The 23670-nt window shown below is 37.8% G+C and carries 23 protein-coding genes; 5 read left to right on the forward strand and 18 right to left on the reverse strand.

The window, feature by feature from the left end; translation table 11 throughout:
- The first annotated feature begins 45 nt into the window (after nt 1-45).
- Together BM201_RS18305 and BM201_RS11190 are read left to right on the forward strand one after the other, a co-directional pair.
- Nucleotides 46-177: a hypothetical protein gene (locus tag BM201_RS18305; protein ID WP_255584516.1), complete on the forward strand. Its 132-nt coding sequence runs from the start codon at nt 46-48 to the stop codon at nt 175-177.
- 49 nt (nt 178-226) lie between these two features.
- Complete coding sequence (locus BM201_RS11190; RefSeq protein ID WP_092542651.1) at nt 227-952, forward strand: SIMPL domain-containing protein; 726 nt, start codon at nt 227-229, stop codon at nt 950-952.
- 164 nt (nt 953-1116) lie between these two features.
- On the opposite strand, the gene BM201_RS11195 is transcribed toward BM201_RS11190, so the two are convergent.
- Nucleotides 1117-2481 carry a pyridoxal phosphate-dependent decarboxylase family protein gene (locus tag BM201_RS11195; protein WP_092542871.1) on the reverse strand — a complete coding sequence of 455 codons (1365 nt, stop codon included), beginning with the start codon at nt 2479-2481 and terminating at the stop codon, nt 1117-1119.
- A 1-nt stretch (nt 2482) separates the two neighbouring features.
- The gene (bshC, locus tag BM201_RS11200) at nt 2483-4099 is read right to left on the reverse strand and encodes a bacillithiol biosynthesis cysteine-adding enzyme BshC (RefSeq protein WP_092542653.1); all 1617 of its coding nucleotides are present in this window, start codon (nt 4097-4099) and stop codon (nt 2483-2485) included.
- A gap of 115 nt (nt 4100-4214) precedes the next feature.
- Between bshC and BM201_RS11205 the strand changes: the two genes are divergently transcribed.
- The 3 genes from BM201_RS11205 (at nt 4215) to BM201_RS11215 (ending at nt 10236) form a co-directional block, all read left to right on the forward strand.
- On the forward strand, nt 4215-6686 hold the full coding sequence (locus BM201_RS11205; protein WP_092542655.1) for a M14 family metallopeptidase: 2472 nt from the start codon (nt 4215-4217) through the stop codon (nt 6684-6686).
- Between the two features lie 150 nt (nt 6687-6836).
- Complete coding sequence (locus BM201_RS11210; protein WP_139219208.1) at nt 6837-7379, forward strand: hypothetical protein; 543 nt, start codon at nt 6837-6839, stop codon at nt 7377-7379.
- A 43-nt stretch (nt 7380-7422) separates the two neighbouring features.
- Nucleotides 7423-10236, forward strand: a complete 2814-nt coding sequence (locus tag BM201_RS11215; RefSeq protein WP_092542659.1) for a M16 family metallopeptidase — start codon at nt 7423-7425, stop codon at nt 10234-10236.
- A 76-nt stretch (nt 10237-10312) separates the two neighbouring features.
- On the opposite strand, the gene BM201_RS11220 is transcribed toward BM201_RS11215, so the two are convergent.
- From BM201_RS11220 to BM201_RS11295, 16 genes are all read right to left on the reverse strand, one after another.
- Nucleotides 10313-12163 (reverse strand): glycoside hydrolase family 2 protein, encoded by a 1851-nt coding sequence (locus tag BM201_RS11220; RefSeq protein WP_092542661.1) that lies wholly within the window; start codon nt 12161-12163, stop codon nt 10313-10315.
- 362 nt (nt 12164-12525) lie between these two features.
- Nucleotides 12526-13188, reverse strand: a complete 663-nt coding sequence (locus BM201_RS11225) for an SDR family oxidoreductase (RefSeq protein WP_092542663.1) — start codon at nt 13186-13188, stop codon at nt 12526-12528.
- 67 nt (nt 13189-13255) lie between these two features.
- Nucleotides 13256-14473 (reverse strand): multidrug effflux MFS transporter, encoded by a 1218-nt coding sequence (locus BM201_RS11230; protein ID WP_092542665.1) that lies wholly within the window; start codon nt 14471-14473, stop codon nt 13256-13258.
- 22 nt (nt 14474-14495) lie between these two features.
- The gene (locus BM201_RS11235) at nt 14496-15221 is read right to left on the reverse strand and encodes an SDR family NAD(P)-dependent oxidoreductase (protein WP_092542667.1); all 726 of its coding nucleotides are present in this window, start codon (nt 15219-15221) and stop codon (nt 14496-14498) included.
- A 344-nt stretch (nt 15222-15565) separates the two neighbouring features.
- Nucleotides 15566-16072 (reverse strand): cupin domain-containing protein, encoded by a 507-nt coding sequence (locus tag BM201_RS11240; protein ID WP_217643055.1) that lies wholly within the window; start codon nt 16070-16072, stop codon nt 15566-15568.
- A gap of 21 nt (nt 16073-16093) precedes the next feature.
- Nucleotides 16094-16690, reverse strand: a complete 597-nt coding sequence (locus tag BM201_RS11245) for a sugar O-acetyltransferase (protein ID WP_092542669.1) — start codon at nt 16688-16690, stop codon at nt 16094-16096.
- Between the two features lie 117 nt (nt 16691-16807).
- Entirely contained in the window at nt 16808-17659 is an 852-nt protein-coding gene (locus BM201_RS11250) for an aldo/keto reductase (RefSeq protein WP_092542671.1), read from the reverse strand.
- Nucleotides 17660-17709: 50 nt separating this feature from the next.
- Complete coding sequence (locus BM201_RS11255; protein ID WP_092542673.1) at nt 17710-18789, reverse strand: Gfo/Idh/MocA family protein; 1080 nt, start codon at nt 18787-18789, stop codon at nt 17710-17712.
- Between the two features lie 23 nt (nt 18790-18812).
- Nucleotides 18813-19046 (reverse strand): tautomerase family protein, encoded by a 234-nt coding sequence (locus BM201_RS11260; RefSeq protein ID WP_092542675.1) that lies wholly within the window; start codon nt 19044-19046, stop codon nt 18813-18815.
- 33 nt (nt 19047-19079) lie between these two features.
- Nucleotides 19080-19436 carry a cyclophilin-like fold protein gene (locus tag BM201_RS11265; RefSeq protein WP_092542875.1) on the reverse strand — a complete coding sequence of 119 codons (357 nt, stop codon included), beginning with the start codon at nt 19434-19436 and terminating at the stop codon, nt 19080-19082.
- A 104-nt stretch (nt 19437-19540) separates the two neighbouring features.
- A complete protein-coding gene (locus BM201_RS11270) occupies nt 19541-20548 on the reverse strand; it encodes an alpha/beta hydrolase (RefSeq protein ID WP_092542677.1) in 1008 nt (335 codons plus the stop codon).
- A gap of 9 nt (nt 20549-20557) precedes the next feature.
- On the reverse strand, nt 20558-20938 hold the full coding sequence (locus BM201_RS11275) for a cyclophilin-like fold protein (RefSeq protein WP_092542679.1): 381 nt from the start codon (nt 20936-20938) through the stop codon (nt 20558-20560).
- 336 nt (nt 20939-21274) lie between these two features.
- Nucleotides 21275-21640 carry a DUF2255 family protein gene (locus BM201_RS11280; RefSeq protein WP_092542681.1) on the reverse strand — a complete coding sequence of 122 codons (366 nt, stop codon included), beginning with the start codon at nt 21638-21640 and terminating at the stop codon, nt 21275-21277.
- An 11-nt stretch (nt 21641-21651) separates the two neighbouring features.
- Nucleotides 21652-22218 (reverse strand): DapH/DapD/GlmU-related protein, encoded by a 567-nt coding sequence (locus BM201_RS11285; RefSeq protein WP_092542683.1) that lies wholly within the window; start codon nt 22216-22218, stop codon nt 21652-21654.
- Nucleotides 22219-22329: 111 nt separating this feature from the next.
- Nucleotides 22330-23082: an SDR family NAD(P)-dependent oxidoreductase gene (locus BM201_RS11290; protein ID WP_092542685.1), complete on the reverse strand. Its 753-nt coding sequence runs from the start codon at nt 23080-23082 to the stop codon at nt 22330-22332.
- Nucleotides 23083-23236: 154 nt separating this feature from the next.
- Nucleotides 23237-23635 (reverse strand): (R)-mandelonitrile lyase, encoded by a 399-nt coding sequence (locus tag BM201_RS11295; protein ID WP_092542687.1) that lies wholly within the window; start codon nt 23633-23635, stop codon nt 23237-23239.
- Between the last annotated feature and the right edge of the window lie 35 nt (nt 23636-23670).

Genomic DNA, 23670 nt, shown 5'->3' on the forward strand with positions numbered 1-23670 from the left:
TTTGTTTTAACCTAACTTTAACTATTTATCAAAATCCCCAATCGCATGAATAATCAGCAGGAAGAGGAATATATGAATTCATTACATCCTTCCCGATCTGTTTTAGAGCTTATCTATTATATAATGACCGTGATTTGTGTCATTGGAATCGTATCTATAATATTTCAGCTTTTATAAAAAACTTAGATCCAAAATCGCTATTTTTATAGTATAACCTCTTTATACTATGAAATATTTAAGCGCAATCATTTTTTCTATTGCTATCGTTATCGCAGCCTGGTTTTTAGGCAACTCTTACGTTGATAGAGCTAATCCAGATGGAACGATTTCTGTTACCGGTGCGGGTAGCGAAAATTTCACTTCAGATCTTATTGTTTGGGAAGGGCGGTTTAGCCAGATGAGCGAAAATCTCGAAACAGCCTACAACCATCTTAACCAGGATAAAAATACCGTAAAAGATTATTTAATCGAAAAAGGTATTAAAGAAGAGAATATCGTTTTTAATTCGGTACAAACTAACGAGCAGCGCGAACAAAAATATCAAAACGGAAATTACGTAGGTAGTATCTTTAAAGGTTACCAGCTTTCACAAAGTGTAAAGATCGAATCGAATGATGTTGAACTGATCGAAAATGTTTCCAGAGAAATAACCGAATTACTGAATAAAGGCGTTCAATTTAATTCTACTCCGCCTCGATATTATTACACCAAACTTGCCGATCTTAAAATTGAAATGATCTCTAAAGCTACTGAAGATGCAAGAGTGCGTGCTGAAAAAATTGCAGAAAATTCCGGAGGAATTTTAGGTGACCTGAAAAGCGCTAACATGGGAGTTTTCCAGATCACAGGGCAAAATAGTGGCGAAGATTATAGCTGGAGCGGCGCCTACAATACTGCCGATAAACGTAAAACTGCGAGCATCACTATGCGTTTAGAGTATGAGATTGAATAAAATAGTAGTGAGTAGTGAGTAGTGAGTAGTGAGTAGTGAGTAGTGAGTAGTGAGTAAAATTCTTATTTTAAGAATAATTATAAAATAAAAAAGCTTCAGGTTTTATAGGAACAACCTGAAGCTTTTTTATTTCTATTTAATTCTGAATTTCAGAAAAAATAAAGCTATTTCATCGATTCTAAGATCTCATCGATATCATCTTCCGTAGTATCTGGATTGATAAAACAAAAACGAGCTACGGTTTCCTTTTTCCATTTGGTTGGTGTCACCAATGCAAAACCAGAATTATGATTTTTATACGTCCAATCTTTATATTGATCTGGTGTCCAATCTTTTCTTCGGAATAAAACTACAGATAAACTAGAAGGTCGTACCACTTCAACATGATCACTGTCTTTTACTTTTTGCTCAGCGATTTTTGCCAATTCGATTCCGCGTTCAATCGCTTGCTTATATTTGTTGGTTCCGTGCATTGCCAAAGAAAACCATAAAGGCATTCCTCTTACACGGCGCGTCAACTGAATTTGATAATCTGCCGGGTTAAAGCCCTGCGCACCTTCATCTTTAAAAATTTCTAGATAAGCTCCTTTTTGAGAATGTGCATTTTTAGCATGCTCTAAATTCTTATAAATTACCGCTCCACAATCGTATGGAGAAAATAACCATTTATGAGGGTCGATCGTGATACTATCTGCTTTTTCGATTCCGTTAAATAAATGTCGAACCGAATTTGCGGCTAAAGCGCCACCACCATAAGCACAATCTACATGAAACCAGACATTTTCCTTTTCGCAAACATCTGCGATAGAATCTAATTCGTCTATAATTCCCGCATTCGTTGTTCCGCCTGTAGCTACAACCGCAAATAAGCGCTTTCTATCTTTTTCTTCCAGCTCGTCGATTGCTCTGCGGAGTTCTGCTCCGGTAATTCTTTCATCATCATTATCGATCATTACCACATCGGCATCGATCACTTTTGCCATCGCCTGTACCGAGCTGTGCGCACCATCTGATGTTAACAACAATCCGCGCACACTTACATTATCTGAAGATCTTCTTCGCCATTCTTCTCTTGCCGCCACCATCGCCGATAGGTTTGCCGCCGTACCACCACTGGTAAAAACACCAAAAGCGGTATCTGGTAAACCGGTAAGCGAAACCAGCCATTTCATCGCCTGGTTTTCACAAAAAATTCCACCGGCACCTTCCATCCAGTAAGCTCCATGAATACTGGAAGCCGAGGTTACCAAATCGAACATGATTGCAGCCCGAGTTGGCGCTGCCGGTACAAATGCTAAATGCCTTGGATGATCGATAGGCACACAGGCCTTTACCAAAACATCTTTAAAAAGTTTAAAGGCATTCTCGCCACCAATCCCATTTGGAGTGATGGTTTCACCTACTATTCGTAATAATTCGTCTTCTTTTTTAGGAGAGCCAAGCTCTGGCGTTACATTCGAGATACGATCTATGGTATATTTCATAACGTCTAGCGTCATTTCTACCAGATCCATATCTATCGTATGCATTTTATTTTGTTCCAAAAGTGAGGATTTTAAAATGTTGTTCTAAGGGGTTTAAATGCTCAAAAAGTGTATCTAAAAGTTCCTGCCCGTAAATCGCATAAACTTCAGAGAAATTGGTTTGTCGCTCTTGCAAACTTCGGTTTGGAAAAAGCTGATTTTGTAAATCTGCAATTCGGCTTACTTCATCTTTCAACTTTCGTTTCTGCGCTTTTAGCAATCGTTTCTCTAAATGATCTAGACCTTTTAATTGTTTTACTTCCTGTGCTTTTACCGCGCCTAAGAAAGATTTATCGGTTTTTTCGGCCAGTTCGTACATCTCTTCGAACTGCTTTTGCAAATGTTCTTTTTGTTTACTGAAATCTATATCGATATTCGATATTTTTCGCACTTTTCTGTTGATCAGTTCGTGCTGTTTCAAAAACAATTCTTTATTCGAAATATCTAATTTCTCTCGCTTTTCTTTTTGCTTTTCTGATTGAAGTAATGCTGAATTTCGCAATAAAAGCATCGGAAAAGGCACATTTTCAGCTTCAAAATAATCTTTTAGCTCTAACCAGTACGCTAATTCTCCTCCACCGCCGATATAACATAGATTTGGAAGAATTATTTCCTGATAAAGCGGACGCATCATCACATTCGGACTAAAATATTGCGGATTTTCATGCAATTCTGCCAAAATCTCGTCTTTAGTCCATTCTATTTGCTTCTCGTGCACATAAAACTTCCCGTCTCGCTTAATTATACGCTCACGATAGCCGTTATTCAGATAAAATAAATTGATCTCTCGTGGATTTACCTGAACATTATAACCAAGATTCGATAATTTTTCGGTCTTTTCTTTTGTTTTTTCGAAGGAACGCTGTTCTAGCAATTCATTTTCAGCATAAGGAATAAACAGCTTTTTTAACTCGGCTTGTTGCGCTCCCATAATCACCAAACCATATTGCTTAAAAAGCTCGTTGGCCAGGTAACGTGTCGCTTCAGTTAAATTTGTATGTTCTAAATAGGCTTTTTTAAACAAAGATTTCAGATGATCTGCAGCTTCTCCGCCCCCAATTTCTGCTGAAAAAAGTTCGAAAACTTCATCTAAACCTTCCGTAGAAAGATAACCTACAGCATCAATTTCAGCACCTTTTTCAGTAGAATTCCACTGAAATTTCTTTCCATTTAAATTGAAATAATTGATTTCAGCAAAATCGTGATCTTCTGTAGCCATCCAGTAAATGGGCACAAAATCATATTCTGGATGCTCTTTTTTAAGAATCTTTGTAAGATTAATTACTGAAATGATCTTGTATAAAAAATAAAGCGGCCCTGTAAAAAGATTAAGCTGATGCCCGGTAGTGATCGTAAAAGTAGTGTCTTTAGAAAGTGCCTCGATATTGGCTAAAGTAGCTTCAGAAACGTCAAAACCTTCGTATTGTTTTTGAAGACTTTCTACTAAAACCTGCCTATTTTCTTCAGAAAAACTTTGCTGCTTTTCTTTAATTTGAGCTTCAAAATTTCCAATTTCAGGAAAGCGATTATAAAATGGGGACAGGTCTTCCTTTTTATCCAAATAATCCAAAATGAGCTTGGAAAAATAATTGGTTTCGGAATACGAAATACAATCGGTTGGCATACACTTTTTTTGAGATTGCAAAGATACCGAAGATATAACTTTTATCAACTAAATTTTAGTTAATTCGCCCGTCTACCCTATCTTTACTACCATAAATTTAACCCCTCACTTGTTTATGAAGAATAAAATACTATTAATCACCTTCACTTTTTTAAGCTTTTTAAACCTAAAAGCACAGGTAAAATCACCATCAGAATTTTTAGGATACGAACTTGGCAGCCAGTTTTCACGCCATGCAGATGTTGTAAATTATTTTAAACATATCGCAGAAAATTCTCCATTGGTTACCTATCACACCTATGGTAAAACCAACGAAAGACGACCACTTACCTATGCGGTGATCTCTACAGAAGAAAATCTAGGAAATATTGAAGAAATTAGAAAAAATCATTTACGCCAAACCGGCATTTTAGACGGTAACCCCACTACCGATAAAGCTATCGTTTGGTTAAGTTACAACGTGCACGGTAATGAAGCTTCGAGTACAGAAGCTTCGATGAAAACTCTTTATAACTTAATTACTGAAAAGCAAGATTGGTTAAAAAACACCATCGTTATTATCGATCCTTGTGTGAATCCAGATGGTCGTGATCGCTACGCTAACTGGTACAACCAGGTGAGACAAACGCCATTTAGTACGTCACAAGATGCTGCAGAACATTACGAGCCATGGCCAGGCGGTAGACCAAACCATTATTTGTACGATCTAAACCGTGATTGGGTTTGGGCAACACAGGTTGAAACCAGAAGTAGATTAAAAATCTACAACCAGTGGATGCCCCATATTCATGTAGACTTCCACGAACAGGGAATTAATAATCCGTATTACTTTGCTCCTGCAGCCGAGCCTTTTCACGATATCATCACTCCGTTTCAGAGAGATTTCCAAACGAGAATCGGTAAAAACAACGCTAAATATTTTGATGAAGAAGGTTGGTTGTTCTTTACCAAAGAGCGTTTCGATTTATTATACCCAAGTTATGGCGATACCTATCCAACGTACATGGGAGCTATTGGGATGACTTACGAGCAAGCGGGTCATGGCCGTGGCGGACTAGGAATTGAAACCGACCAAGAGAGTACCCTGACTTTAAAAGACCGAATTGCGCACCATTTTACTACTGGAATTTCTACAGTAGAAATGGCTTCAAAAAATGCGGAAGAACTTGCTGAAGAATTCAGTAATTACTTTAATAATACCGACAGAAAATACGAAACTTTTGCTCTTAACGGAGATAAAGACAAAATTGCCGATCTAAAAGAATTATTAGACCGTCACGAAATCGAATATTCTACCGCTAATAAAGGCGAAAAGATTTCGGGATACAGTTTTACAGATAATAAGGACGGAAGTTTAACGACAACAGATCAAACTTTACTGGTTACCACTCAGCAGCCAAAAGGTCACATGGTTGAAGTTCTTTTTGAACCTAAAACCAAACTGAATGATTCAATTACTTACGATATCACAGCATGGAGTTTACCTTATGCTTATGGTTTAGATGCCGTTGCAAGCTCGAGAAGCTATTCAGGAAAAAATACTACTGAAACATCGAATATTAGCAATACTGTGAATGCTGAAGGTGCCGGTTATATTGCAAAATGGAACAGCTTAAAAGATGCCGAATTCCTTGCTGCTCTTTTAAAACAAGATGTAAAAGTTAGATTTAGCGAACTTCCTTTTTCTTCGGAAGGAAAAGAATTCAACGCCGGTAGTTTAATTATTACTAAAAGTGATAATCAAAAATTAACCGATTTCAACGAAATTGTGGTTGAAACTGCTAATGATTTTGAAAGAGAATTGACGGTGGCAAACACAAGTTTCGCCAGTAGCGGACCAGATTTTGGTTCTCCTGATGTAAAATTAATCGGAAATCCAAAGATCGCGATGTTACGTGGTGAAGGAACTTCTTCTCTTAACTATGGTGAGATTTGGTATTTCTTCGAACAGGAATTAAACTATCCCGTAACCGCAATTGGTACAGATTATTTCAATAGGATCGACCTTAGTTCTTATGATGTTTTAATTGTTCCTGAAGGTTATTATGGTAGCGCTTTGGGAAATGGCGGAGTAAATAAAATTAAAGATTTTGTTCGCGGTGGCGGTAAAATGATCACTATTGGTAGATCTGTAGGGTATTTTGCTGGTCAGGACGGTTTCAGCATTAAAGAAAATCGTGTTGAAGAAAATAAAGAAGACGCAAATTCACCAAATCTTACTCCGTATAACATGAGAACCAGAGAGCGCATTAAAGGAAACAGCCCTGGTAGTATTGTTAAAGCTACAGTAGATAATACACATCCTCTTGCTTTTGGATACGATGATACTTATTTCAGCTTAAAATTAAGCAGTAGCAATTTTGGCTTGCTTAATAATGGGTACAATGTTGCTTACATGCAGGAGCCAAAAGTTGTTTCAGGATTTGTTGGTAGCGAAGCTTATAAAACTCTGGAAAATTCAGTAGTTTTTGCTCAGGAAAATATGGGCAGAGGTAGCGTAATTTATATGGTAGATAATCCATTGTTCAGATCATTCTGGCAAAACGGGAAATTATTTTTCGCCAACGCATTATTTATGGTGAAGTAATTTTCTAGAAGCTAGAGATTAGATTTTAGATATTAGAACTTAGAGTCTAGACAAGCCTGCTAAATGCTGAATGCTGAATGCTGAATGCTGAATGCTGAATGCTGAATGCTGAATGCTGAATGCTGAATGCTGAAAATTAAATTGTCAAAAATGAATTTCAAAAAAATAGTTGCCTTTTTGTGCTTTTTGGTTGCTTGTACGCTAAATGCGCAGGAAGATAGAAAATTTTACACTTCTACAAATATTCTGGAAATTTATAAAAACACGGAAGAAACTTTGATTCATCAACAAAATCAGCTTAATAAAGGCTGGGGGTTTGAACTGAATTCTCTTCACGGGATTTTTATTTTGAAAAAATTGATTTTGTCTGCAGGAATTGGAATAAACTTTAATATTAATGAAGAATACAAGTCAATTCCGGCTATAATAGAAGCTAGATTCAACCTTTATGATTACGGAATTAACAGTCCTTTTGTTCTATTGAATACAGGGAAAAATATAGAAATCGGTAGCTTTTTACCGGGTCAGACTGCCAAATTAGGTGTAGGCTATAATTTCGAGAGTGATTATAATTTCCAGTATACGATCGAAATTTTCAAAAAATCTAAGACCTTTTATACCAGTGAAGTGCAGGATGTTAGCTATAATTATCCCGCCGACGGATATGGACTTTCTGTAGGAATAACGTTTTAATTAACTTATTCAAAAGAAATATGTACCACTGAAAACTCAAACAATGACATTCAAAAAAATATTTGCTTTTTTGTGCTTTTTGGTAGTTTTTACGCTAAATGCACAAGAAGATAGTTCATTAAAAGTGAACTTCGAAAGTTTTACATTATCCAATGGTTTAACGGTAATTCTACACACAGATCATTCAGATCCTGTGGTGGCCGTAGCTTTAACTGCGCACGTAGGATCGGCCAGGGAGATCGAAAATCGTACTGGTTTTGCTCATCTATTTGAGCATTTATTATTCCTGGAATCTGAAAACCTGGGAAAAGGCGGACTCGATAAAATGAGTGCAAGAATTGGTGGTTCTGGTGCCAATGGTTCTACCAGTCACGATCGTACAAATTTCTTCCAAACCGTTCCTAAAGATGCTCTGGAAAAAATGATCTGGGCTGAAGCTGATAAATTAGGATTCTTTATCAATACGGTAACCGAACCTGTTTTGGCCAAAGAAAAGCAGGTGGTGAAAAATGAAAAACGCCAGAGTTACGATAATCGACCTTACGGGCATACCATGTATGTAATCGATAAAAATCTATATCCAAAAGATCATCCTTACAACTGGCAGGTAATTGGTAGTTTAGAAGATTTGCAAAATGCGACGCTTCAGGATGTAAAAGATTTCTATAACAAATGGTATGTTCCTAACAACGTGATCTTAACGATTGCCGGAGATTTTGATAAAGAACAGGCAAAACAATGGGTTCATAAATATTTTGATGAAATCCCTTCCGAAGAAAAAATAGAAAGACAGGAAAAGCAACTGGTAAGCCTGGAAGAAACCAAAAAACTGTATTACGAGGATAATTTTGCTCGTTTACCAGAATTAACTTTGGCCTGGCCTAGTGTATATTCTTTTCACGAAGATTTGTATGCCCTTTCTATTCTTGCTGAATATCTAAGCAGCGGAAAAACCGCTCCGCTTTATAAAAATTTGGTCGAAGAAAAAGAGTTAACAGGATCGGTCAGAATGTATAATTACACCTCTGAACTTGCTGGAAAACTCCTACTTCAGGTTAGAGCATACGATGGAAAAGATTTGGATAGTGTTGCCGCAGCTATCGATGAAACTTTTGCTGAATTCGCTAAAAATGGAATTTCAGAAAAAGATCTTAAGCGTATAAAAGCCGGGCAGGAAACCAGCTTTTATAATAGTATTAGCAGCGTTCTTGGAAAAGGCTTTCAATTAGCCCAATATCAGATTTTCGCTAACGATCCTAACTTTATCAATAAAGAAATGGATAAGCTTTTGGCAGTGACCAAAGAAGATGTAATGCGAGTTTTTAATAAATACATCAAAGATCAAAATTACGTAGCGACGAGTTTTGTTCCTAAAGGTGAAATTGAATTATCTTTAGAAAATTCTGAACCTGCTGAAGTTGAAGAAGAAAAAATCGTTGAAGGTGCTGAAGAAGATTTTGATGCCTCGCAACAAGCCGATTACGAAAAAACGCCTTCCAGCTTTGATAGAAGTGTAGAACCACCTTATGCTGCTACGCCAGAACTTACAACTCCTGAAGTTTGGAAAGATTTTATGCCTTCTGGAATGCAGGTATACGGAATTACGAACAGTGAAGTTCCTTTGGTAAAATTCGAATTTCAGATGGATGGTGGATTACTTTTGGAAGACCCAAACAAAACGGGAGTTTCTAATTTACTGGCAGAAATTTTAGGAGAAGGAACCGCAAATAAAACTCCAGAGGAATTAGAAGAAACTATCGCTCTACTGGGGGCAAATATTAGAATCAATTCTAGTAAAACTCAAATTAGTGTTTCTGGAAGTACTTTAGCTAAGAATTTTGAAAAGACCATCGCTCTGGTTGAGGAAATACTTTTACAACCTAGATGGGACGAAGATGAATTTAAACTAGCAAAACAAAAAGTACTTAGCCAGCTGGAAGAAGAAAAAGCAAATCCTAATGTGATCGCAAATCTTGAGTTTCAAAAGCTAATTTACGGGGAAAGAAGCTTACTTTCTAAAAACACTTTAGGCACAAAGTCTAGCGTTGAAGCAATTAGTCTTCAGGATCTAAAAAACTATTACGAAGAGAATTTAACACCACAACGCACAAAGTTCCTGGTGGTTGGTGCTCTAAATAAAGAAAATGCTACAGATGCTTTAAAATCACTTTCAGCAAACTGGCCAGCAAAGAATGTCCAACTTCCTAAAATTTCAGAACCTCAACTTCCGCAGAAATCTAAGGTTTATTTTTATGATGTTCCGGGAGCTAAACAATCTGTTTTTAGATTTGGAGCTCCAGCAATGGCAGCAACTAACAAAGATTTCTATCCTGCTGAAGTAATGAATTACCGCTTGGGTGGTGGTAGTTTTGCTTCACAGCTTACGCAACAACTACGTGAAGGGAAAGGTTATACTTACGGAATTAGATCTGGATTTTTTGGAGATCAGTATGTTGGGCCGTTCATGATTTCAACTGGAGTAAGAACCAATATCACAGACGATGCTGCCAAGTTAGTACAGGAGATATTGCAGGATTATTCAGAGAATTTTAATCAGCACGACCTTGATGTAACCAAAAGTTACATGATTAAAAGTAATATGCGAAAGTTTGAAACATTAGACGCAAAACTTAATATGCTAAGCGAAATAAGCAATTACGATCGTGATTACGATTATATAAAACAACAGGAAAAATTGGTGAACGATTTAGACATTCTTGACATTCAGGATCTGGCCAAAAAATACATTAATCCAAACCGGATGTATTATCTAATTGTTGGTGATGCTGAAACACAGCTTGAGAAACTAAAAGAACTTGGTTACGGGGAACCTGTTCTTCTAAACCCGGAAGAATAATTACCAAGATTATAAAAAAATGAAGCCCGATTTTCAGATAAAAAATCGGGCTTTTTTTATGCTATTTTAAGCTTAATTATTTGTCTTCAAATTCCTTCTCTTTCTTATCGTAGTATTCTTTCAGCGTATAAAAAGCTTTCTTTTTATTGCCTTTATCATCAATTAAACCTTTACGGTTCCAACCTTCCTGATATTTAGGATTATTACGTTTTGGAGATCTAAAATCTACCAGAATCCAAGGTGCGATTCCCATATAATTATCTGGCATATTTTCCATCATTTTTAGTGTTTCTTCAAAATACCATTCCTGGAATTCTTCACTCCAGCGAGTTTCTTTATCGGCATGAAATCCACCTTTAGATCCCGCACCGGTTTCACTAAAAAATAGCGGTTTATTGTACGCCGTTTCCCATTTCGATTTCACTTTAGCATGAGGCAAATCACCATACCAGCCCAAATATTCGTTTACAGAAACAATATCTGTATACTCTCCCAGTGGATCGTCGATATAGTTTGTTCCGCGGTTATAACCAACTTCTAAAGCAGCAGAAATCATTCTTGTATCATCTTTCTCTTTAGCGTGCATCACCAGATTTTTCATAAACTCGGTTCTGGCTTCGCTAACCGGAGTTTCATTTCCTACAGACCAAATCACCACTGAAGCTTTATTTTGATCTCTAATAATCATTTCATCTAACTGCTTCTTCGCTTTTTCTAGAACGGCATCGCTTTTAAAGTTGATCGTCCAGTACACCGGAATTTCACTCCACACTAAAATTCCTAAAGAATCTGCTGCACGTGTCATATATTCGTTATGCGGATAATGCGCCAAGCGAACCATATTTGCATTTAGCTCTTTCGCCCAACCTAAAAGTTTATGAGCATCGGCAGTGTTTGTAGCTCTGCGGACTTCAGGAGCAATTTCTTCGTGAATACAAATTCCGCGCATAAAGATCTTTTCACCATTCAGCAATACATCTTTTCCTGAAACTTCTACTTTTCTAAAGCCTATTTTATCAGTTAAGGTGTTTTCATTCAGAGTAAACTTCACCTCATAAAGCTTCGGATTTTTAGGCGACCATAATTCAAGTTTCTTTGCATCGAAATTAAAAGAAGCTTCAGAACCGTTAATATCAACTTTCTCTTTAAGACCAATTTCAGGAATTTCGATAGTGATTTTTTCTTCGGAAGCTGAATTCAGTTTAAAGTGACCTGAAATTTTATATTTCTTACGCTTCTTTGCTTTTTCTATATCCTGAGACTGCTCTAAATGCAAAGCATACTGCTGAATAAAATTTTGTGGTGTAATCACCAATTTCACATCACGAGTAATTCCGCCGTAATTCCACCAATCGGTATTTAAGGTTGGAACTTCATCTGCATGACGCTTATTATCTACTTTTACCACAAGAAAATTTCCTTTATCCTGAAGCATCTCTTGCGGAATTTCAAAATTAAAAGGCGTAAATCCACCTTTATGCATTCCTAGTTTTTTCCCATTTAGATAAACATGCGCCTCATAATTTACCGCACCGAAGTATAAAAAAAGACGTTCATTTTCCTCTAATTTCGGCTTATCAAAATCCCTTTGATACCAAACTGTCCCTTCGTAATATTTAAAAATATCGTCCTGAGAATTCCAATCTCCAGGAACCTGAATTGTATAATCTTCACTATAACCATGTTCCTTTCTATCGGTTTTACCATGTGGCTCTGGATTGTTCCAATAAGCTTCAGGATCTTTTTCTCCCTTCTCGGTATATCGATAATTATAAAAACCAGTTTCATAAGGATCGATAATATAGTGCCAAGTGCCGTTAAGCGAAACCTGTTTACGATTATGTGTGTTTACGATTAAATTTTCCTGGGCGAATGCCGAGGCAGAAAGCAATACTAAAAGAATAGCAATAATTTTTTTGAATATCATTTAAGACAGAATTTGATTAAAATGTTTCAGGCCGAAGAAACTCAACCTGAATTATAAATGTAAAATTTACATTTACTAATATAAAAAAATTATGCCATTTTGAATCGATATCTAATAAAGCTATTTAAAAACTATTAATGAAAATATCGAATATCGATAAAGCTAATATTTGAAGATTCTGACTCTATTTTTTTAATCTGAAACAAGTAAACTACCTCGGGGCAAGCCAACGAGGCATTAGTTGGAAACAAATTTTTAATTTCGAAACAAGCCTCAGGGTATTATACCCTTTGGCAGCGGCAATAAAAAAGCCTCCTACTAATTTCTCAGTAGGAGGCTTTTTTATTTAGGTTAAGATCTTCTTACGAACAAACTTTCGCTAAAGCATCGGCGATCTTGTCTTCACCTTTGCTCATTTCGATTACCTTTCCGTAGGTTTTTGGATCTTTTAGTACGGCTAGAACGGTTTCTGCAACTGCCTGACGTGGAATTTCAGATCCTACTTCGGCCGGGTTTTCGGTCATTAAAACCTTTCCGGCTTCATCGTCATCGGTTAAAAGAACGGGACGTAAAATCGTATAATCTAACGAACTTCTTTTCAGCTCGAGATCGGCATAGTGTTTTGCGGTGTAATAGGGTTTCATTCCGTCTACTTTTCCCCAGTACGAACGATCGTCACTATGCGAAGCGCCTACCATTACAAAACGTTTTACGCCGTGTTTTTCAGCCTGATTAATCGACTTGATCGCGCCATCTAAATCAATTTCCATTGTTTTATCGTGACCGGTTTTTCCGCCAGATCCTGCCGTAAATACCACAGCATCGTAATTTTTAATCACCTCGCCTATAGCTTCAGGCGTATTTTCTAAACTTTCTACCACCGTACCAACGCCCATTTCTTCAAAAAGTGGCTTTTGCTCCTCTTTTCTAATGAACGCCGTAGGTTCAACATCTTCTGCAGCACTCATCGCTTTGGAAATTCGTTGTCCAACTTTTCCGTGTGCTCCAATAATTAAAACTTTCATATCAATTTTTCTTTTTCGTTTATTTTCAAGTTAATTTTTCTTTCAGAGAATCTGTTTTAAAATTCTATTAAACTTTGCTGCCTTTTAGGTTACTTCTTGCAAAAATCACTGCTGCGGAAGCGGTTGCGAAAAAAGCCATGATGTAAGCCATCGTAACCGGCGAACCATTATCTTCTCCAAACAAAGCCAGCAAAACTGAAGATAACACGCCACTCCCATATTGAAAGGCTCCTAAAAGCGCAGCGGCGGCTCCCAACATTTCCGGAGCTTTATCAAGTGCGGCGGCATTGGTACAAGCAGCGATTATGCCGTTCATCGAAAAGAAAAAGAATACCGTGCCTATCACAGCGTAAATTCCGCCAATCTCAAATTTCACCAATAACGCTAAAGCGATTCCCGCCAGCATTGCTACCGAAGTTGCGATCTTCAACAAATTATCCAGCGAATATTTTCGCACCCAAATTCTGTTAGCGATACTAAAGCCCATAAGACCTAAAATGTTGATCGCAAATAACCAACCATAATATTCCGGCTCGACATTAAAATACGTGATATACACCGCCGGCGAACCCGTAACGAAAGCGTAAACACCCATATAGAAAAAGGTCACGCAAAGCGTATACACCATAAAATCTGAATTCTTAAAAAGTCGGCCGTATTTTTTAAAGGTTTCCAGCAACGAAGTTTTGGCTTGTTTTTCTGGCGGAAGGGTTTCCGGCAAACGCTGAATCGCAATAAACATCACCGCGCCAAATGCTGCCAATACCCAAAAAACCACCGGCCAGGTACTGAATTTTATAATTTGACCTCCCAATAACGGACCAGCAATCGGCGCGATCGCCATCACCACCATTAAAGTTGAAAGCATCTCGGCTGCCTGCGTTCGATCGTAACGATCACGAATCATCGCTCGCGACAACATTGGCCCTACGCAAGCACCAAAAGCCTGCACCACCCGAGCCGTAACGATCTGAAAAATAGTTTCTGAAAACGCACAACCTATCGAACCGATAATAAATAAAATGAGTCCGATTCTCAACGGCTTTTTTCTCCCGATTCGGTCGCTTATAGGTCCCCAAATGATCTGTGCCAATGCAAAACCGATCAAGAATCCGGAAATGGTTAATTCTACGTCGCCTTGCAAATCTTTATGCATTTGCGGCATTGCCGGTAAATAGATATCGGTAGAAAGTGATGTGAACGCCATTAATGCGCCTAAAACGCTTATAAAATAAAGTTTTCCTACTTCGTTGGTATCGTTTGCTATTGTTGAAGTGTTTTTCATTTAGGGGTTTAAAATGCTGTTTTTATATTGTTTTGCTCAATTCGACTCCGCTTTGGTTTTTGCAAATAGCAATTAATTGTTGCTGAAAGTCGGTATTCGTGATTTCTGAATGTGGTTTTTGTTGTTGCTGATGGAAAAAATACTTCCCGGAAACTTTTGCAGCATCTTCTTCGCTCGTTGCTAACCAAAGTTGTGTTTCGTATCCTTTTTGCAAATCATCGGGAGCAGATTGTCCTCCCATTTTTGTAGGAACCCAACCGGGATCTACCGCATTTACATAAGTTTCAGGATAAATTTTGGCAACATAATCCATTAAAAGTGTGAGCAAAAACTTAGAATCTGAATAGCTGATATTCGCTATTTCAGCTTCATTTTTCAGCATTCTTCCGCTTTTATGCATACTTGAACTCAAATAAATCAACCGATTTGGAGTTTCAATTCCCGCAGTTAAAACATAAGGTGCCAAGACATTTATGTTGAAAAGTTCTCCGGAAGAAATTCCTGCATTATGAATGATCGCATCAAACCTTCCGAAGCTATTTACTTCTTTTGCCAACTGCTTCACCTCATCGATATTTGCTAAATCGGCGATCAAAACTGCTGAAGCATTGGGTAATTCTGCCTTTAGATCTTTCGCTCGCTGTTCATTTCTAGCGTGAACAAAAACCTCGTGATCTTGTGCTGCCAAAGCTTTTGCAGCGAGTAAACCTAAACCGTCGCTGGATCCTGTAATAAATATTTTTGCCATAATTTTAATTTATACAAACTTCAATCATTAGTACTTTTAACTAACCCCTTACTTTTTTTCATTGCCAAAAAAAGTAACAAAAAAGTCTAGGTTTATTTTTAATTCCTTGAATTGTAGAGAAAAAATTTCTGCCAGCGCTAGGAAAACCGCTGTGCTAATTCCTAGCTCCACATCCTACACTGAAATTTTTCCTAACAATTACTACTGAATTAAAAAGTAGACCAATTTCAAATGACAAATAAAAAGTACAAGAAGACAGCACAGGCGCAAAACCTAAAACTCGATCAAGAAAAACAAAAGAAGGAAATAAAACTGTTATTCCCTCCTTTTGAAGTTCAACCAACCTATTTTTCTTCTTTAAATGCTACTTCGTCTTGCCAAATCGCGCCGCCTTCTGCGATATTTGGTAGGATAACCAGGTGACTCATTACATTATTTTTTACCGCGCCGTGCCAATGTGAAACTCCGGGTGGGCATTTGATCACGTCGCCTTTTTTAATTTTTTCAAGCTCTTGTCCTTTGATTTGATGATAACCTTCTCCTTTGGTCACGACCAAAATTTCACCCGCAGGATGAATATGCCAATAGGTTCTTGCGCCGGGTTCAAAAGCTTCGGTAACCAACATTATATCGTAGATCGAATCTTGCATTACGTGTGGTTTTACCCAAACATTACCTGTATTATTTTCTGCGGAAGCTAAAGCGCCTTGCTGAATTTCTTCAACATTCACGGTCGACTGTTTTTTATTTTCTTCAGTTTGAGTTGTTGAGGTTTCCTGCTTACAGCTCATAAGAAACAGCATTAGCAATAAGCTGATATTGGTGATTTTGAAGGCATCTTTTTGAAACATAAAAAGCTGATTTTGGTTGAATTAATCTTCTAATTTTTTCAATTCCTTTGCTGGAATTCCCCCGACTAATATTCGTGGTGGAACATCTTTGGTCACCACCGCTCCTGCAGCTACAACCGAATGTTCACCGATAGTGACGCCTGGTAAAATATTTACGTTAGAACCGATCCACGCATTTCTCTTGATCGTCACTTTCCCAGGAACCAATGTTTTGCGCTCCTTCGGTGAAATAGGATGATTTTCTGAAGTGATACTCACTCGCGGACCGATCATTACTTCATCTTCAATTTCGATTCCGCCTAAGTCGAGCATCGAGCAATCGTGATTGATAAACACGCCTTTTCCTAATGAAATATTTTTGCCGTAATTGGTATAAAATGGCGGATAAACCGTGGTTGTTTCATCTAAATCCTTCCCGATCAATTCGCTAAATAGTGCTCTGCCTTTTTCAAGATTGTATTCTAGGTTGAAGTCTTTTAAAACTTTAAAAGCTTCGCTCGCAACTTCAGCCAATCTCGGCATATCGGGATCGCTCATCGAAACACTTTGTTGATCTCTCAGGGTTTTGATGATTGCATCGCGATCTTCAGCAGACTTATGTTCTATGTTATTTTTCATTTTTCAGAAATTATCTATTTCAGCAGCTGAATAATTTTCAGCATAAAAAAACCTCTCCGTAATTCTATAAAATGAGCTCCGGAGAGGTTTTGTTTTAAAGTTTATTAAACTTCAATCTTATTGAAATACAGGCATTTGATTTGCATCACCGTAATCTTTGATCTCCTCAACATTTTTCAAGGTTGTCATATCTTCTTCAGAAATCTCAAAATCTACATCTGCGTTGTTGAGCATATGCTTTGATTTTGTGGTTTTTGGCAATGGCAACACGCCTAATTGCAGGCTGTAACGAATCGCTAACTGCGCAACGCTTACATTATACTTGTCTGCCATTTCTTTTACAGTCTCGTGATCCATCAATACACCGTGACCAAGCGGAGAATATCCTTCCGTTAAGATGTCGTTTTTCTGAGCAAACTCGATTAATTCGCTTGGCGTTTTACCAATATGAACCAAAATCTGGTTTACCGCTGGTTTTACGTGACCGTTGTTTAAAATGTTTTCGATATCAGATTGCTCAAAGTTTGACAATCCGATCGCTTTGATTTTTCCTGCTTCGTAAAACTCTTCTAATGCTTTCCAAGCCTCTAAATTTCCTTCGTCATAATTCCCGCCACGGAAATCATTCCAAGGTTGTGGACTGTGAATGATCATTAGATCGATATAATCTACATCTAATTTTTTGAACGACTCGTTGATCGCTTTTTTAGCGTCGTCGTAAGTCTTTTCTTCAGCAGCCAATTTAGTGGTGATGAATAACTCTTTACGGTCGATTCCGCTTGCTTTTATTCCTTTACCAACGCCTTCTTCATTTTGATAGGCTTGCGCGGTATCGATATGGCGGTAGCCTAATTTTATAGCTTCTTTTACAGCTTCACTCACATCGTCGTTATCGACCATCCAGGTTCCTAAAGCTAATTTTGGTATTGCTACTCCGTTATTTAAAGTGAATTTTTCTTCTAAAATCATAATCTTCTTTTTTGGTTAAACTTATTTCTATTCTTAATTCTTTACTTCTTTTATTTTGCTGAAGGATCTATTTCAGCAATCAATTGATGCCATTTTACACCGTCCTCAAAGTTGGGTGCTTTGCGCGATCCGGTTTTAATGTCTTCAGCTAATAATTGATAAATATGACCAACGTTTCTTGCACCCGGAAACTCTGGCCAGCCTTCTAAAGCTTCTTTTGGAACTTCTAATTCCTGTAAACTATCATCTTCAGATTTTGCTCCTTTTATGCTGAAGTTAGCCATTTGTCCGTGACCGGTATCTCCGGTGATTTGCAGATCGCCTTCGGTCCCGTTGATTTCCCAAAGGAAGTTGGTTGCTTTTGAAACGCCACCACGATAATGTACCGAAAATGCTGCGCCGCTTTCTAATTTTCCTTGAAGCAGGATTTGATCTTCGGCAGTTTTTGGCTTCATCTCATTGGTTTCAGCGATCTTTACTTCGTTGAAATTGGAATATAATTTACTCGAAATTTCACCAATATCACCTAAAACTTCAGCAACACCAACCAGCGTATGCGCTACCGGAATTTCAAGCATTGAAGCTCCGTTCGCTTTATCGAACAAATAATAATATTCTTCTGCCGTTTGATTGCTCCAGTTTCCGCCAGAACCAATTAAACTGGTAGAAAGCACTTGGCCAACATAACCGTCTTCGATCAAATTTTTAAGATACGTAACTTCTGGTGCGTAGCGCATTTGTGTGCCAATAGCGACTGCAACATTCTTTTCTTTAGCGAGTTTGGCTAATTTTTGAGCTTCTTCCAAACCATTCCCTAAAGGCCATTCGCTGTACACGTGTTTTCCGGAATTTAAAGCGGCCGAAATCATCTCAAAATGATACGGAACTTTAACCGTTACCACCACAAGATCTACTTGATCAGACGTTACTAATTCTTTATAACTCGCAAAAGCGTGGGGTAAATTGAGTGCTTTTGCTGTTTTTTGTGCACTTTCTAGCGTGCTATTGGCTACCGCTACAATCTCAAAATCGTCCTGTAAAGATTGTAAAGCCGGTAAATGTGCAGTTGCTGCCCAGTGACTATCTGGATTTAAACCTATAAATCCTACTCTAATTTTATCTTTACTCATCTTCAAACTTTTTTAAATTTCACTTACTCATCAAAAGAATAACCCGGCTTTTTGTAGAGCGCTTCGATATTGGGTTTGATCTCTTTATAGTAAACCGCATCTTTCCAATCTTCTTTTAGAACATCTTCGATCGCTACCGAAACCGCTTCTTCGGGATTCTCGGTATTTTCAGTAATTACTTTGGTAAATAAATCGGCTAACTTTTGTTTGTTTTCTTCGGATTGTCCCGCTGCTATTTTTAAATGTATATGTGGCATTTTCTTTTTCTTTTCAATTTTTTTCTACGGAAATTATTCTTCTACCAATTCGAATTTCGCTTCTTTATTTCCAGAGAATTTTAAATGTTTCACGTCTGCTTTGTCGATTTTACCAACGCTCACCAATCCGCTGCTATATTTAAAATCTTTGTAGAAAATCGCGATATCTCCCCAAGGCGAATAATACGTAATATCGCCTGCTGAAGGATCGTAACCCGCCGGCGCACCTTGCGTAGAAAGCTTTGGATTTGGGTAAAAGATCTTTTCGTTGCTCGCGTAATCTTCCAATTCTACCGTTAACGGCAACTGCGCAATAAGATCTTTTGCTGTGGCATTGTCGTATAAAGTTGCCATCAACTCGGTATCTCCTATCGTTATTTTTAATCTCATTTTCTTATTATTTTCTAGTTGATCTTGAGCCGAAACCGGACTTATAAAAAACCCGATCAAAACGACCAAAATCGATACTATTCGATATATTCTTAAACCTTGCATTATTTATCGAAAAAGAAGGGCAAAATGTTATATACATATTCAAAATACCATTCGTTGGTGTGTACGGCATCTTCAATTTCTAAATAATACAAGTTGTTTTCTTCGCGCTCTAAACCGTAATTAAAAACCTCCAAATTGCGCATTGAAGCGATTTGCGGACTCAAATTTTCATAAGCGATATCTTCTGTTCCGGTTACAGCAAATACGTAAAAATCTTCTGCGGAATAGTTTTGTTGCTCAACCGCATCTGCCAGATATTTTGCGGTTTCATCGGGTTGCCTTGCGCCACCCATCATCTGCAATGCCCAACAATCGCCGCTTACCGGTGCGAAATATTTAAAATAGTTTAGATTTTCAGCAAAAGCGTACCAAGTTGTTACACTTCCCATTGAAAAACCGGTAAATAATCGATGATCTCTGGATGCGGTTAAATCGGTTGCACTCGTACTATTTGCATACGTTGAATACGTACTTTCTACTGCCGGAATCAAATCATTTTTTAATTCAGTTTGAAATTGATGCGTCAAATCGCCCACCTGATCCATTTCCACCCCGTCAGGACCGTTTGGATAAAATGACGGAAACACTAAAAGCATCGGTTCTAAATCACCATTTTCGATCTGGTGATCGATCGCGTTCTTTAAAGATGTTGGATTTTCTGGTGTTCCAATCAAGATCGAATTATCACCGCCACCACCGTGCATCACATAAGCGATATCATACTTCTCTGAATCACCATAACTTGCCGGAACGTAAACATAAGCCTCTTTTTCAAGTTTGTTTCCTGCTGCGTCTTCTGTCGTGTAACTTAATAATTGCAAAGTTCCGCCGTTTTCAATGGCTGTTTTCTCTGCTTCCGGAATTCGGTTGAACTGAAATTCGGTATTCACCTCCTCATTTTCTTCGGAAGTGTTTTCAGTAATAGCTTCTGAAGAACCATCTGAAGTTTTACAGCTCGTAAAAATTAAAGCCGTTAATAAAACAAGATATGTGATGTAATTTTTCATTAAATAGTTTTATGCAGAAATAACTGTTAGCTGAATACTGTTTCCTAAAGCTGCGATTTCTGAGAGCTTTTCTTTGTCTTCTATTTCACCTATTTTGATTAAACCGGTGTGCGAAGCCGATTGTTCTTCACCGGCATATAAAATCGTAAAGTAATTATCGGCTAAACAAATATCACCGTTAGTCCAGCCATTGTGTTTATCTGCTTCGTCAAAAGCTAATGGAGCAGGAATAATTCCGCAGTAATCAAATTCGTACTGATCCAGATTTACCGTGTAAGGTAACTTTGAAAGTACATCTTTCGCCGTCGTAGAATTGTTGAATTTTGCCTTGAATTCTTTCTGTCCTACTTTAAGAATTACTTCAGTTGATTTTTGCCGATCCTGACTCATTTTTTGTTTTGATTTCACTATTCAAAATTAACAAGAATCACTCTCTTAAACTTAAGCTTTTCAAACTGAAAACTATGGAAATCAAACATCCTTTTAATTTAACTATTTTTAACTAATTACTGATTTACAGCAACTTAAAACCTCCTTAAGCTTAACTAAACTTTAAGAAAATGAGGTGTTTTTATAAATTTCAACACCTTTCAGACATTTGATTTTTATAATTTTTCATTAAACTTTTAACCTATAAAAAACAAAACCCCATTGAATACGATCAATGAGGCTTCGAAAACTAATAATCAAAATTTTTGAAGTTGTATTAGAACTCCGCTTTTATAATTATTTCACCTGAACCGTTGCCGCTTTTGCGCGATCGCTGATCATTGATCCTAAATACGGGCTGCTGCTGTATTTTTCGCGATAAGCTTCGTCAATTTTTTCATTGATCTCTTCGCCTTTGATCGGTTCAAACTCCACATCTTTTTCGATGCCTGCAGCTTTTATTTTTCCGGCTTTTTGACTTAAGGCCGATTGATACCAGCGTGAGCTTGTGCCGTTATACGCACGTACAAATAATTCACCTTCAACCTCAACAGACCAGATCCAGGTTAGGGTTCCGTAGGTTTTTCCATCGGCACGAAAAGGTGCGATATGAAAATCATTTTCTGCTGCGATTGTTTTTATTTCTTCTGTTGTTAAACTCATCGTTCTCAATTTTATAATTCTTTAATCTTTTTGGCAGGAATTCCGGCGTAAACACTGTTGGGCTCAACATCTTTATTGACCAAAGCTCCGGCTGCAACTACTGAATTTTCACCAATGGTTACTCCGGGTAAGACCGTTACATTTGCGCCCAGCCAGGCTCCTTTTTTAATGGTTACTTTCTGCGGAACCATCGTGTTTCGTTTTCCGATTTCTGTAGGGTGATTTTCCGAAGAAATATTCACACGCGGACCAATCATAACATTGTCTTCAATTTCTATTCCGCCCAGATCCAGAAAACTACACGCGTGATTGATAAATACGTTTTTTCCCAATTTGATGTGCCTGCCCACATTGGTGTAAAACGGAGTGAACAAAGTGGTGGTTTCGTCGACTTCAGTGCCTATGATCTCTCTCAGATATTTTCGTACTTCATCTAGACCTTCAGCATTATTCAGTTTTAGATTTAAGTCCATTGTTTCTTCAACTGCTACGCGAACATCACCATAATCGGGATCGTCCATCGGGATCACTTCATTAGCCAGTAATCGCTCGAAAATATTTTTCTTAGTTGCACTCATAAATTATCTAATCTTTGTTTTAAGGTAAGAAATGCCAGCAATTAAATTACTAGCATTTCCTAAATTTTATTTCAGAAAAAATTACTTCTGAATTTACATAATTTCAGCTTTTTATTTAGAAGTATAACCTCCATCTACCGGAATGGCCTGCCCGGTAACATAGCTTGAATAATCGCTAGAAAGCCACATTGCCACATCTGCAATTTCTTCAGCTTTACCTAAACGTTTTGCAGGAACCGCTTCGATTAAATAATCCATTGCATCTGGCTCGCGATCTAACATTTCGGTTACCATTGGAGTTTCAATAATCCCAGGGCAAATCGAATTGATTCTGATTCCTTTATCAGCATACTCTAAAGCCGTACTTTTGGTAAGTCCAAGAATACCGTGCTTTGCCGCGTGATACGCACCACGACCAGCAACACCAACAAGGCCTCCTAAAGAAGAATTATTCACTACCGAACCGCTTTCTTGTTTCCCCATTTGCTCGAGTTCGTATTTCATAAAATTCCAAACTCCTTTAAGGTTGATATTTAAAGTTCGGTCGTATTCTTCGCCGCTTACTTCAACAATATCTTTAGCATCGTTTTGAATCCCTGCGTTGTTAAATGCAAAGTCTAAACGACCAAACTTATCAACCACCTGCTTCACCGCTTCTTTAGCGCTTTGCTCGTCGCTTACATCACATTTGATCGCGATGACTTTACCACCATCTGCTTCGATCTCTTCAGCTATTTTTGTGGTATCGTTAATATCTACTAAGCCAACTGCTGCGCCTGCTTTTGCATAAGCTTTGGCTGCTGCAAGCCCCATACCGCTACCGGCACCGGTTACAATGGCTACTTTATCTTTAAAATTGAACATAACTTTTCTTTTTTTGGTTTAACTCACCTATTTTCTAAAAGGTGAAATTTGAAGTTTTTCCGAAATTTTTTTTCTTCGGAAGTATTTTTGGTTCGATTCAAAATAGCTTTAAAAAAACTACCTCGAGAACATTCCCGAGGCAGCTGTTTAAAATCTATTTTTGGTATTGTTCGTCTGAAACTTTTTCTAACCAGTCTACCACTTTACCGTCTTTCTCTTCCTGAATCGCAATATGACTCATTGCTTTGTTCGGAGAAGCTCCGTGCCAGTGTTTTTCTTCTGGTGGAAACCAAACCACATCACCAGGACCAACTTCTTCGATTGGGCCGCCTTCACGTTGTACCCAACCAGCACCAGAATTGATAATCAAGGTTTGACCGGCAGGATGCGTATGCCACGCAGTTCTTGCTCCGGCTTCAAAAGTCACCAATGCTCCGGCTCCTTTTGTGATATCTTCTTTTTGACTGAATAAAGGATCTAATCTTACGCTTCCGGTAAAATAATCTTCTGGTCCTTTTACAGAATCGATGTTTTTATTCTTCGTAATATCCATAATCTTCTACTTTTTACTCGAAATTCGAGTTATTC

This window comes from Zunongwangia mangrovi (assembly GCF_900112105.1).
Classification (GTDB): domain Bacteria; phylum Bacteroidota; class Bacteroidia; order Flavobacteriales; family Flavobacteriaceae; genus Zunongwangia; species Zunongwangia mangrovi.

Excerpts from the sequence above, each read along its gene's own strand:
- BM201_RS11285 (WP_092542683.1), bottom strand. The coding sequence starts at position 22,218 with ATGAGTGCAACTAAGAAAAATATTTTCGAGCGATTACTGGCTAATGAA.
- BM201_RS11210 (WP_139219208.1), top strand. The coding sequence starts at position 6,837 with ATGAATTTCAAAAAAATAGTTGCCTTTTTGTGCTTTTTGGTTGCTTGT.
- BM201_RS11240 (WP_217643055.1), bottom strand. The coding sequence starts at position 16,072 with ATGTTTCAAAAAGATGCCTTCAAAATCACCAATATCAGCTTATTGCTA.
- BM201_RS11220 (WP_092542661.1), bottom strand. The coding sequence starts at position 12,163 with ATGATATTCAAAAAAATTATTGCTATTCTTTTAGTATTGCTTTCTGCC.
- BM201_RS11260 (WP_092542675.1), bottom strand. The coding sequence starts at position 19,046 with ATGCCACATATACATTTAAAAATAGCAGCGGGACAATCCGAAGAAAAC.
- BM201_RS11245 (WP_092542669.1), bottom strand. The coding sequence starts at position 16,690 with ATGAAAAATAACATAGAACATAAGTCTGCTGAAGATCGCGATGCAATC.
- BM201_RS11230 (WP_092542665.1), bottom strand. The coding sequence starts at position 14,473 with ATGAAAAACACTTCAACAATAGCAAACGATACCAACGAAGTAGGAAAA.
- BM201_RS18305 (WP_255584516.1), top strand. The coding sequence starts at position 46 with ATGAATAATCAGCAGGAAGAGGAATATATGAATTCATTACATCCTTCC.
- BM201_RS11190 (WP_092542651.1), top strand. The coding sequence starts at position 227 with ATGAAATATTTAAGCGCAATCATTTTTTCTATTGCTATCGTTATCGCA.
- BM201_RS11280 (WP_092542681.1), bottom strand. The coding sequence starts at position 21,640 with ATGAGTTTAACAACAGAAGAAATAAAAACAATCGCAGCAGAAAATGAT.
- BM201_RS11290 (WP_092542685.1), bottom strand. The coding sequence starts at position 23,082 with ATGTTCAATTTTAAAGATAAAGTAGCCATTGTAACCGGTGCCGGTAGC.
- BM201_RS11215 (WP_092542659.1), top strand. The coding sequence starts at position 7,423 with ATGACATTCAAAAAAATATTTGCTTTTTTGTGCTTTTTGGTAGTTTTT.
- BM201_RS11275 (WP_092542679.1), bottom strand. The coding sequence starts at position 20,938 with ATGAGTCAGGATCGGCAAAAATCAACTGAAGTAATTCTTAAAGTAGGA.
- bshC (WP_092542653.1), bottom strand. The coding sequence starts at position 4,099 with ATGCCAACCGATTGTATTTCGTATTCCGAAACCAATTATTTTTCCAAG.
- BM201_RS11225 (WP_092542663.1), bottom strand. The coding sequence starts at position 13,188 with ATGAAAGTTTTAATTATTGGAGCACACGGAAAAGTTGGACAACGAATT.
- BM201_RS11250 (WP_092542671.1), bottom strand. The coding sequence starts at position 17,659 with ATGATTTTAGAAGAAAAATTCACTTTAAATAACGGAGTAGCAATACCA.
- BM201_RS11265 (WP_092542875.1), bottom strand. The coding sequence starts at position 19,436 with ATGAGATTAAAAATAACGATAGGAGATACCGAGTTGATGGCAACTTTA.
- BM201_RS11205 (WP_092542655.1), top strand. The coding sequence starts at position 4,215 with ATGAAGAATAAAATACTATTAATCACCTTCACTTTTTTAAGCTTTTTA.
- BM201_RS11255 (WP_092542673.1), bottom strand. The coding sequence starts at position 18,789 with ATGAGTAAAGATAAAATTAGAGTAGGATTTATAGGTTTAAATCCAGAT.
- BM201_RS11195 (WP_092542871.1), bottom strand. The coding sequence starts at position 2,481 with ATGCATACGATAGATATGGATCTGGTAGAAATGACGCTAGACGTTATG.
- BM201_RS11270 (WP_092542677.1), bottom strand. The coding sequence starts at position 20,548 with ATGAAAAATTACATCACATATCTTGTTTTATTAACGGCTTTAATTTTT.
- BM201_RS11235 (WP_092542667.1), bottom strand. The coding sequence starts at position 15,221 with ATGGCAAAAATATTTATTACAGGATCCAGCGACGGTTTAGGTTTACTC.
- BM201_RS11295 (WP_092542687.1), bottom strand. The coding sequence starts at position 23,635 with ATGGATATTACGAAGAATAAAAACATCGATTCTGTAAAAGGACCAGAA.